We start from the raw sequence: 9,860 nt of genomic DNA, 5'->3' as shown, positions 1-9,860 counted from the left end.
GGCCTACTACCTCTGGCGCCCCGAAAACGAGCGCGACTACGGCCAGGAAGCAATCGAGATCCTGCTCCAGGTCATGGAGAACAACCGCGACGACCTCGTCGTCATCCTCGCCGGCTACGGCGACCGCATGGCCCGCTTCTTCGAGGCGAACCCCGGCTTCCGCTCGCGCATCGCCCATCATATCGAGTTCCCCGACTACGACGACGCGGAACTCCTGGGGATCGCCGAGACCATGCTCGCGGCACAGAACTACACCCTCGCCGCCCCCGCCCGCGCCGCGCTCGCCGAATACATCCACCTGCGCCGCGCCCAGCCGCACTTCGCCAACGCCCGCTCGATCCGCAACGCGCTCGACCGCGCCCGCCTCCGCCAGGCCAACCGCCTGTTCCAGACCGCGACGGGCCCCCTCGACGCCGCCGCGCTCAGCACGCTCGACGAACCCGACATCCGCGCCAGCCGCGTCTTCCGCGGCGGCCTCGACGCCGACCGGAGCCAGCCATGAGCCTCGACACCCCCTCCGACCGCCTCCCCTTCGACCGCAAGCCCAGGATCGCGCCGTCGATCCTCTCCGCCGATTTCGCCGACTTCGGCGCCGAGTGCCGCGCCATCGAGGCGCAAGGCGCCGACTGGGTCCACGTCGACGTGATGGACGGCCATTTCGTCCCCAACCTCACCTTCGGCCCGCCGCTGGTGAAGGCGATCCGCCGACACGTCGCCACGTGCATGGACGTCCACCTGATGATCGCCCCGGCCGACCCCTACATCGAGGCCTTCGCCGCCGCCGGCGCCGACATCCTCACCGTCCACGCCGAGGCCGGCCCCCACACCCACCGCACCCTCCAGGCGATCCGCGCCGCCGGCGCCCGCCCCGGCCTCGCGCTCAACCCCGGCACTCCGGCCGAGGCGGCGGGACCCCTCCTCGACCTCGTCGACCTCGTCTGCGTGATGACGGTGAACCCGGGCTTCGGCGGCCAGAAGTTCATCGCCTCCCAACTCGACAAGATCCGCACGCTGCGCACGATGATCGGCGACCGCCCGATCCACATCGAGGTCGACGGCGGCATCACCCCCGAGACCGCCCCCCTCGTCACGCAAGCCGGCGCCGACGTTCTCGTTGCCGGCTCCGCCGTCTTCGCGAACGGCTCAGTAGGCGATCCGGCACCCTACGGAAGGAACATCAGGGCGATCCGCGAAGCGGCCGAAGCGGCGCTCGCCCCTGCCTGAGCCGGGCAAGAAGAACAACGCACGGCTCGCCGCGGGGAGACGTGGGAGTTCCGATCCGCGTCCCTGCACCCGGCAGCGCTGTATTCACATGATATCAGGCTTTGAGCGGCTATCCTCTTGGAGCAAGACACTCTTGGACGGAGCAGACATGGCTGACGATGATCGACGCAGGGCGGACGAGAACCGACGGCGGCGCGAGGCAGCCGAACGCTCTCAGCTTCCCGGGTTTGCAGTGTGTCTGCACTGCGGGAATGCATTTCGCGTGGCGGACGGCATAGTCACGGCCGACGCAGCCCTCTGCGACGTGTGCAACAGCGACTAAGGCTCTGATGTGAGGATCTCCGCGAAACCGCGATTGCCCCGGTCAGGCGGCCCGCCCTGTCGGGTATGATTGAGAACGCCCCGCCATCGGCGTCCTCGCCTGGGGCCACCTGCCGATTAAAGGCTCCCCGCCGCTGCCCGCGAGCAACCCTCGCTCATCGCGAGCCCCGTTCCCGGCCCACAAGACTCAGAAGCAGACGATCTCCGCCTCCGCCTGCGCGCGACGCAGGTTCGCGGCGATTTCGCGCACCGCCGGCACGCCGCGGAACATCGCGCCGCGCTCGCCGGGGGCGAAGCGCATCCGCAGCACCGTCTCCGCCTCGACATAGGCTTCATAGGGCAGGATCGTCGCGATCTGGTCGATCGAGCACGAGCAGCGGATCAGGGCGTCCTGCGTCTGCCCGTTCGTGGCCATGCAGGCGAACACGTACTCCGCGCGCGCCGCAGTCGGGTAGTCGTTGACCGCCGCCTCCTGCGCGAAGGCCGCCGCCCCGGCGAGCAGGCCGGCAAGACCGAGGCCGAAGAGCCGCATGTCAGTCCTCCGCAACGAGCGTCATCCGCTCATGATAGCCGCCCGCGTCCCCCGTGGTATCAGCCGAAAGTTCGAGGATGCGTGCCGGATCCGCCGGGTCGTAGCGCAGCCGGATCTCCAGGTCGCCGAAGGCGCCCATCCGCGCCCGTTCGCGATCGGCGGCGAAGGGGGTGAGCCGCGCCGTGCGCGTCTCTCCCTCCGCGGCGCCGAGATCGGCCGCGACCAGCGCCTCGCGGATGCGGTTGCGGATGTAGTAGGGGCTGCCGCCGGTGGCCTCCGCCATTGCCCGGACGACGTTCTCGAGGAAATAGAGCAGAAGCGGGTTGGCCGTGCCGCCGGGAAACGTCCCCGCCGGCTGCGCCTTGCCGTCGACCACGCGCACGAGGCGAAGTTCGTCCGGCCCGACGACCTCGAGCCGGACCTCGCCGCCGGTCACGTCGGCGACGGTCATCCCCTCCGCCTCGGGCACGTCGCGCTCCTCGGCATAGGCCACCACGCTGCCCACGGCGGCGCCGTCGAAGGCCCGGGGCGCCATCAGGAGATCGCTCAACGCGCCCGCCGCCGCCGGCAGCGGCGCGGCGAGGCAGGCCAGCATCAGAAGCGCTCGCTTCATTCCCCGTCCTTCATCGTCAGCTGGAAGCCCCGCCCACGCAGGGTGCGCAGCGTGAGCCCGTACTCGGTCAGCGCCCCGAGCTTGCGGCGCAGGTATCCGACATAGACATCGACCACGTTCTCCGTCGCCCCGCCGTTCGGAGCCCAGAGCGCATCGAAGATCTCGCCCCGCGTCGCCAGTTTCCCGCCCCGTCCGATCAGCCAGGCGAGAAGCTCGCCCTCGCGTTCCGTCAGCGCCACCGGACGCGCGCCCCCGGTCACGATCCGCGTCTCCGGGTCGTAGACAAGCCCGGCCATGCGCAGGGGAACATGGCGCGGCTCGGCCCGGCGCAGCTGGACCTCCAGCCGCGCGATCAGCTCCGAGAGCTGGAACGGCTTCACCACGTAGTCCTGCGCCCCGGCGTCGAGCCCCTCCGCCCGGTCCTCGACCCGCGCCAGCGCGCTCAGCATCAGCGCCGGGGCCCGGAAGCCGCGCCGGCGCATCTCCGACAGCACCCTCGCGCCGCGCTCCTCCCCCAGCATCATGTCGACGATCGCGGCATCGACGCCGCCCGCCTCGGCGCGCGCGAGCGCCGCGTCGCCGGTCTCCGCCCAGTCGACGTCGTAGCCCGCGGCCCCGAGGCCCCGGCGCAGAAGCGACGCGATATCGGGATCGTCCTCCACGACCAGCACGCACACCATCTCAGCCCGTCTCCGTCTCCGTCCCCGCCAGCGGCAGCGTCAGTACGAGCGCGAGCCCGCCCGATGCCGGCGCCTCCGCCCGGAGGTCGCCGCCGTGAGCCTCGATCACCCATCTGGCGAGCGCAAGCCCCACGCCGAAGCCCGGGCCCGACGCGCCGTCGCCGCGGACGAAACGGTCGAACGCCTCCGCCAGCTGCGCCGGCGGCATTCCCGGACCGTCGTCGGCGATCCGAAGCGCGGCCCGGTCGCCGTCGGCGCGCCCGGAGATCGTCACCGTCGCCCCGCGCCCGGCATACTTGGCGGCGTTCTCGAGAAAGCCGCCCAGCACCTGCCGCAGCCATTCCGCGTCGCCACTCACCGCCAGCGCCGGCAGCGACTCCGCCCGCGCGACCACCCCCGCCCGCGCCAGCACGGGCGCGGCGTCGGCGAGCGCCGCCTCCGCCACCGCGGCGAGATCCACCGCCGCCCGTTCCAGCTCGAGCTGGCCGCTTTCGGACCGCGCGATCCGCAGCAGATCCTCGATCCGGCGAAAGAGCCGCATGGCGCGTCCGCGGATCGTGGCGAAGCTCGCCTGGAGGTCCGGGTCGGGATGGCGCGCGCCCAGCTCCGCCTCGCCGAGGATCACCGTCAGCGGCGTGCGAAGCTCGTGGCCGACATCAGCGAAGAACCGCCGCCGTTCCGCGTCGACCCGCGCCAGCCGGGCGTTGGCGTGGCTCAGCGCCGCCGTGCGCTCCGCGACCGTGGCGTTGAGCCGAGCGCGGTCGCGCGCGACCCGCGCCGCCACGAGCCGCACCCGCGCCAGCAGGAGCCCCAGTTCGTCGTGCCCGCCCGGGACCGGCGCCCCCGCAGCGAGCGCCTCGGCCGCCGCCGTCGCCGAGGTCAGCCGGCGGAACAGCGGCCGAAACGCCCAGAGCCAGAGCCCGAGGAGCGCCAGCGGCGCCGCGATCCCTACCGCCAATGCCGCCCGGCGAAGGCGGCGCCGCAGCGTGTCCATGTCCGCCATCGCCTCGTCGCGCCGCCGCATCTCCTGTGAGGTCTGCGCCGCGGCCAGCGCCGGCACCTGCACGGCGTTGTAGGCGGCGGCGTCGCCCGCGGGCGTTCCGGGCGGGGCGGCGATCATAGCGGTTTCGAGGCGGTCGATCAGCGCCCGCAGCCGCGCCGGCGTCACGGCCGCCCGGGCGCGGATCTCCGTGTCGGCCTCGGTCCGCGCCGCCGCCACGTCCTCGGCCACCAGCGCCTCCAGCGCGGCGAGCGCCTCTCGCAGCCGTGTCGAGTCGGGGGTCGGCGCGGCCGGCACGAGCCAGCCGAGCATCCATTCGTTCATCCGTGACGACAGCACGCCATAGGCCTCGATCCGCCGTTGCGCCGCCAGCGCCTCGGCAGCCAGCGCCTGCGTCCGCGACAGGCCGTAGACGGCGAGGCCCGCCGCCGCGACGGCCAACGCGGCCAGCGCGAGCGCGCCGAACACAAGCCGCACGCGAAGGCCCGGGCGGCACGCGAGCCCGCGGAGATGGCTCGTCCGGCGCACGTTCCGCTACATGCCTCCGGCGCGGAGATCGCGCGCCCCCGGCGCCGCAGCGTCGAACATCCCCTGAAGCGCGCGGCGCAGATCGCGCTCCGCCACCGGCTTGCCGAGCACCTGCGCGCCTACCGGTTCGGCCAGGCCGCGGATCGCCGCGCCGCCCTCCGCGCTCACGATCAGCGCCGGCGCGCGCCGACCGAGATCGCGCCGCACCGCCTCGATCGCCTGCACGCCGGTCTCTTCGCCATCCAGCCGGTAGTCGGTGACGAGCGCGTCCGGCGTCCAGCCCCCGGCCACCGCCGCGCGCGCCTCGGCGACCCCGGCGGCATCGGCCACCTCCATCCCCCAGCCGCGCAGCAACATGCCGAAGGCCTCGCGCATCGCCGGATCGTTCTCGACGATCAGCACGCGCCGCCCGACCAGACCGGAGGCCGCCTCCGGCCCGGCGACCTCGTCCTCCTCCTGCGCGAGGCAGACGTTGCGCATCAGCGGCATCCGCACCCGGAACCGCGACCCCCGCCCGCGCGCGCTGACCAGCGCCACCTCGTGGCCGAGCTGCTGGCAGGCGCGTCGCACGATCGAAAGGCCGAGCCCGCTTCCCGGCGCGTCCGTCCGCGACAGCCGCTCGAACTCGTTGAAGATCCGCTCCTGATCCGCCAGGGCGATCCCCGGTCCGCCGTCCTGCACCGTCAGCCAGGCCGAGGCGCCGCCATGCTTCAGCCCGACGACGACCTTCGGCCCGGTCGAGTATTTCAGCGCGTTGGTGATCAGGTTCTGCGCGATCTGGCGCAGGAGCACCGGGTCGCTCAGGACCGTCTCCGAGGACGGCACGAAACGCAGCTCGATGCCCCGCGCGGCCGCCAGCGGCTGCATGTCGATCGCCAGTCGGCGGAACAGCCGACTGATCGCCACCGGCCCGGGATTGGCCTCGAAGGCCTGGCTGTCGAGCCTGGCGATGTCGAGGAGCGCCCGGATCAGCTCCTCCGCGCTCTCGAAGCTCGCGATCACCCGGGCCACCAGGTCCGCCTGAACCGCGTCGGTCGCGATGTCCTCGAGTTGCCCGAGGAAGAGCCGCCCCGCGCTCAGGGGTTGCAGGAGGTCGTGGCTGGCGGCGCGCAGGAAACGCGACTTCGCCCGGTTCGCCTCGTCCGCCATCTCGCGCGCGGCGGCGAGTTCGGCGTTGCGCGCCCCCAGCGCCGCCAGCGCCCGCTCCAGATCGGCGTTGCGCTCGACGATCTCGCGCTCGAGCATCGCCGCGGTCCGGGTCAGCGCGTAGGACGAGCCCCGCACGTCGTTCATCCGATCGAGCCGCAGGATCAGCGCCTCGTTGATCCTTGTGAGCTTCTCGACGCGCCGCGGCGCGTCGTCAGTGGGTCGCAGCATGCGTTCCGCCCGGTTCGAGGAAGGCGAGCCCCACGAAGGTCTGGTTGACGTGCAGCCCGCCATGCTGCTCGCCATAGGTGTTGAACCCGGCCACCCGGTGCTGCCGGTAGATCCGCCCCACCGCGGGTCCGAGCCCGGCCTGCTCGAGCGCGACCCGCCGCAGGACGCAGTCGAAGCCGAGGATCAGCGCCGCCGGACCGAGCTCGGCCATCCGCGCCTCCAGGCGCTCGGTCATGCTCTCCGCCCGCCCGAGCGTCATCGTCGTGCCGGTCTCGACCGACGACATCAGGCTGAGCCCGCGCTCGGGCGTAACCGACTGGATGGCGCGAACCACGTGCCGCCCGCCCTGCCTGGTCAGAAGCGGATGCGCCGCGAAGGCCCGAGGGCCGAGCGCCGCCTCCGCGACCCCGATCAGCCGCGCATACTCCTCCGCCGCCGGCTCGGCGTTGATCGTCAGGATCACCCGCTCCTCCGGCAGCGCCTCGGTGACCACCATCCGGCCGCTCTCCGGGGTGAAATGGTCGAAGATCACCTCCTCGACCGGGAAGGCGCTGGCGACGAGACAGAAGATCGCGCTTTCCCCATGGCTCTCGCCGTCGAGCGCCAGGACGGTCCGGTCGAAGCGCAGCCCGTCGCCGGCCGACCCGCCAAGAACGGGCAGATCACCCAGCGCCGCGTCCACGGTCGCCGCCACCACCTCCTCGCGCCGGGAAAGACCGTCGATCATCAGGAGCCCGAAGCGCGACCAGCCGGGCGCAGCTGCCCCGAAGCCCTCTGCCAACCGCCGCAGGGCGCGGATCCAGTCGAGCGCCATGTGTTGGCGCAGGTCGCGCAACCAGATCGCCTCCGCACGAAAGCCGGCCGCCGGGAAGGCGACCGCCACCACGCGGTCGTCTCGATAGCCGCCGAAGGCGAAGCCGCCCGCCGAGGAGCAGCCGAGCACCCGGGCCCCCGGCCCGAGCGCCTCGCGCAGTTCGCCGGTGATCCGCGGAAGCGCGGCGCCCTCGGGGGCGAAGACGAGCACGAGCGCAGGCGCGACGCCGCCCACGGCGACCCGGATCTCCGCCGCCGTCCGGCGGACGTCGCCGCTGACCGAGACGACCTGTGGCCGCTGTCTCGGACCGGACAGTTCCTGCGGATTGGCGGCCATGGCGCCCCGCCGCGCGGTCAGTGCGTGAACAGGCGGGCCTTGCTGGCGAGGAGCGCCGCCTGGGTCCGGTTCCGCACGTTGATCTTGGTCATGATGGCGGCGATGTGGGTCTTCACCGTCGCCTCGGCGATCGAGAGCTCGTAGGAGATGATCTTGTTCGGCCGGCCCTGACAGATCAGCCGCAGGATGTTCATCTGTTGCGGCGTCAGCGACGCGAAGCCGCGCGCCAGCGTCGCCGCCTCGCCCACCTCGGCGTCCTCGGGCTCGAAGCCGTCAGGGAGCACCGTCTCGCCCGCCCAGATCCGGCGGAACGCGTCGACCATCCTCGCCCGTGGCAGGAGCTTGCTCACATAGCCGCTCGCGCCCACGCCGAGCGCCGCCGAGACGACCCCCGGCTCGACGTCAGCCGAGATCACCGCGATCGGGGCCGCGCCGACCGCCTTGCGCAGCGCCAGCAGCCCCCCGACGCCTTCGGCGTCGGGGAGGTTGAGGTCGAGCACCACCGCATCCGGCGCGCCCTCGTCGCGGACGCTCGCCAGCGCCGCGGCGATGCTCGACACGGCTCTCACCTTGCGCAGGTCGAACGCCAGGCCGAGGGTCGCTGAAAGCGCGTCGCACATCAGCGGATGATCGTCGACGACCAGCACGTCGGCCACGGTCGCCCCGGAATCGTCGGCGGCGGCCGCTCTGACCATGCCATGTTCCAAAGCCGAACTCCCATCTGGCGGCAGGATTCTCTCGCCTGCGGCTGCTGGGGGAATACTAGTGCGCCGGGCCAGCCTTGCCCACGCCTTTTTCCTCACGTTCTTCTTACGAACCTCGGTCCGCACGCTTCGCGAGCAGGTGTCATCGTAAGCCGATTGCTCAATTCGCCGCGGGCAGGAGTCCCTCCACCATCCGGCCAATCGCGAAGGCGCGCTGCTCGAGGATGACGGGCGTCTCGCAGACATAGGTCAGCGATTGCTGGCGGTCCTGGAAAATGCGCGTCGACCAGTCGAGCTCCGTTTCGATCGCGTCCATCCGGTCGAAATCCTTGTCGTCGGCCGCCTCCAGCGCCGCGAACTCGTGGCGGAGCGTCCCGATGCGCGCCTCGAGCGCCTCCTGCTTGTGCGCGTAGCGGGTGATCCCTTCGAGCACCCGGTCGCGCGCCAGGTTGATGTGCTCGAAGGCGGCGACGAAGAGCGCCGTCAGGGCCCCGGCGTCATGGTTCGCCGCGAAGGCCGTGAGGTCGGCCTGCGCCTGATCGAGCGGGGTGCGGCGCAGGGCGATCGTCTGCGCCAGCCTCTGCACGTCGGGCGCCTGCGCTGCCGCCATCGCCGCGTCGTCGGGGACCGGCCCTGCCCAGACTTGGGCGATCGAGAGATGCGGCTGGCGGCGCTGGACGCAGGGCCAGTCCGGATCCGGTGGGCCGGCCGCCCAGACCGGCGTCGTAGCGACGAGGGCGATCAGCGTGGCGCGGATCATGGCTTGCCTCCCATCCGGCCCCTCCAGAGGCCCTTGGCCGGATCGTACATGAAAATGGTGCCGCCGAAGAACACGATCGTGCAGCCGAGCACGACCGCGAAGGCGACCGGATTGAACTGGGCGTAGAGCGCGAAGCGGATCAGCTCCACCGCGTGGCTGAACGGATTGGCCGCGCAGATATCGTGCAGCAGCACGCTGGAATCGCGCATCCGCCACAGCGGGTAGAGCGCCGTCGAGGCGAAGAACATCGGGAAGATCACGAAGTTCATCACGCCGGCGAAGTTCTCCAGCTGCCGGATGGCGGACGAGATCAGCAGGCCGAGCGAGCCAAGCATAATCCCGGCGAGGATCAGAGCCGGCAGCACGGTAACATATCCGATGAGCGGCGCCTCCACCTCCCAGAACCAAGCGATCAGAAGGAAGGCGTAGACCTGGAGCACCGAGACGAGCACGTTCGCGACCAGTTTCGAGCCGAGCAGGAACCAGCGCGGATAGGGGCTGACGAGCAGCGTGCGCATGGCGCCCGTCTCGCGGTCGTAGACCATCGAGAGCGACGACTGCATTCCGGAGAACAGCAGAATCATGCCTGCAAGCCCCGGGGTCACGTAGACCTCGTAGAGCACGTAGGTCTGGTAGGGCGGCGTGATCGACAGGCCAAGCACCGAGCGGAACCCGGCCGCGAAGATGAAGAGCCACACCAGCGGCCGGACCAGCGCCGCGAGGAACCGCTCCCGCTGGTTGGCGAAGCGCAGCGCCTCGCGCCGGGTGATGCCGACGAACGCCGTACCCCACCCCGCCCTCATGCCGCCGCCCCCGGCGCGGAGGTCATGCGCCCGCGGCCTCGGCTTCCGCGCCTGTCATCGCGAGGAACCGCTCGGCCAGGGTCGTGTCGCCGCCGACCGCCTCCGCCGTCCCGACGGCCAGGACCGCGCCCTTGTGCAGGATGATCACCTCGTCGCCCGACTCCACCT

10 protein-coding genes and 1 pseudogene are annotated in these 9,860 nt (G+C 71.8%); 2 read left to right on the top strand and 9 right to left on the bottom strand.

What is annotated here, in order from left to right; all coding sequences use genetic code 11:
- A pseudogene (locus KBA23_RS13915) lies at positions 1–502 on the top strand (CbbX protein); the annotation flags it as partial.
- On the top strand, positions 499–1,224 hold the full coding sequence (gene rpe, locus KBA23_RS13910; RefSeq protein WP_290741933.1) for a ribulose-phosphate 3-epimerase: 726 nt from the start codon (positions 499–501) through the stop codon (positions 1,222–1,224). The pseudogene KBA23_RS13915 and the gene rpe, both read left to right, overlap by 4 nt.
- Before the next feature lie 508 nt (positions 1,225–1,732).
- Here the strand turns inward: rpe and KBA23_RS13905 are convergent.
- The 9 genes from KBA23_RS13905 to KBA23_RS13865 form a co-directional block, all read right to left on the bottom strand.
- Complete coding sequence (locus tag KBA23_RS13905; RefSeq protein ID WP_290741931.1) at positions 1,733–2,077, bottom strand: hypothetical protein; 345 nt, start codon at positions 2,075–2,077, stop codon at positions 1,733–1,735.
- Position 2,078: 1 nt separating this feature from the next.
- A complete protein-coding gene (locus KBA23_RS13900) occupies positions 2,079–2,690 on the bottom strand; it encodes a hypothetical protein (protein ID WP_290741929.1) in 612 nt (203 codons plus the stop codon).
- Entirely contained in the window at positions 2,687–3,370 is a 684-nt protein-coding gene (locus KBA23_RS13895) for a response regulator transcription factor (protein WP_290741927.1), read from the bottom strand. The genes KBA23_RS13900 and KBA23_RS13895 overlap by 4 nt, the downstream gene beginning before the upstream one ends.
- Before the next feature lies 1 nt (position 3,371).
- A complete protein-coding gene (locus tag KBA23_RS13890; RefSeq protein WP_290741925.1) occupies positions 3,372–4,847 on the bottom strand; it encodes a HAMP domain-containing sensor histidine kinase in 1,476 nt (491 codons plus the stop codon).
- A 57-nt stretch (positions 4,848–4,904) separates the two neighbouring features.
- On the bottom strand, positions 4,905–6,275 hold the full coding sequence (locus tag KBA23_RS13885) for a hybrid sensor histidine kinase/response regulator (protein WP_290741923.1): 1,371 nt from the start codon (positions 6,273–6,275) through the stop codon (positions 4,905–4,907).
- On the bottom strand, positions 6,259–7,425 hold the full coding sequence (locus tag KBA23_RS13880; RefSeq protein ID WP_290741921.1) for an FIST N-terminal domain-containing protein: 1,167 nt from the start codon (positions 7,423–7,425) through the stop codon (positions 6,259–6,261). Before KBA23_RS13880 ends, KBA23_RS13885 begins: the two co-directional genes overlap by 17 nt.
- A gap of 17 nt (positions 7,426–7,442) precedes the next feature.
- On the bottom strand, positions 7,443–8,120 hold the full coding sequence (locus KBA23_RS13875; RefSeq protein ID WP_290741919.1) for a response regulator transcription factor: 678 nt from the start codon (positions 8,118–8,120) through the stop codon (positions 7,443–7,445).
- A 169-nt stretch (positions 8,121–8,289) separates the two neighbouring features.
- Positions 8,290–8,889 carry a hypothetical protein gene (locus tag KBA23_RS13870; protein ID WP_290741917.1) on the bottom strand — a complete coding sequence of 200 codons (600 nt, stop codon included), beginning with the start codon at positions 8,887–8,889 and terminating at the stop codon, positions 8,290–8,292.
- Positions 8,886–9,692 (bottom strand): ABC transporter permease, encoded by an 807-nt coding sequence (locus KBA23_RS13865; RefSeq protein ID WP_290741915.1) that lies wholly within the window; start codon positions 9,690–9,692, stop codon positions 8,886–8,888. The genes KBA23_RS13870 and KBA23_RS13865 overlap by 4 nt, the downstream gene beginning before the upstream one ends.
- Positions 9,693–9,860 lie beyond the last annotated feature (168 nt).

It is taken from the genome of Amaricoccus sp., from assembly GCF_017995835.1.
Lineage (GTDB): Bacteria > Pseudomonadota > Alphaproteobacteria > Rhodobacterales > Rhodobacteraceae > Amaricoccus.
The sequence above is the reverse complement of the archived record's forward strand: the minus strand, read 5'-3'. Positions and strand labels throughout refer to the sequence as shown.

Coding starts and splice junctions, on each gene's coding strand:
- rpe (WP_290741933.1), top strand. CDS start 499: ATGAGCCTCGACACCCCCTCCGACCGCCTCCCCTTCGACCGCAAGCCC.
- KBA23_RS13905 (WP_290741931.1), bottom strand. CDS start 2,077: ATGCGGCTCTTCGGCCTCGGTCTTGCCGGCCTGCTCGCCGGGGCGGCG.
- KBA23_RS13900 (WP_290741929.1), bottom strand. CDS start 2,690: ATGAAGCGAGCGCTTCTGATGCTGGCCTGCCTCGCCGCGCCGCTGCCG.
- KBA23_RS13895 (WP_290741927.1), bottom strand. CDS start 3,370: ATGGTGTGCGTGCTGGTCGTGGAGGACGATCCCGATATCGCGTCGCTT.
- KBA23_RS13885 (WP_290741923.1), bottom strand. CDS start 6,275: ATGCTGCGACCCACTGACGACGCGCCGCGGCGCGTCGAGAAGCTCACA.
- KBA23_RS13880 (WP_290741921.1), bottom strand. CDS start 7,425: ATGGCCGCCAATCCGCAGGAACTGTCCGGTCCGAGACAGCGGCCACAG.
- KBA23_RS13875 (WP_290741919.1), bottom strand. CDS start 8,120: ATGGTCAGAGCGGCCGCCGCCGACGATTCCGGGGCGACCGTGGCCGAC.
- KBA23_RS13870 (WP_290741917.1), bottom strand. CDS start 8,889: ATGATCCGCGCCACGCTGATCGCCCTCGTCGCTACGACGCCGGTCTGG.
- KBA23_RS13865 (WP_290741915.1), bottom strand. CDS start 9,692: ATGAGGGCGGGGTGGGGTACGGCGTTCGTCGGCATCACCCGGCGCGAG.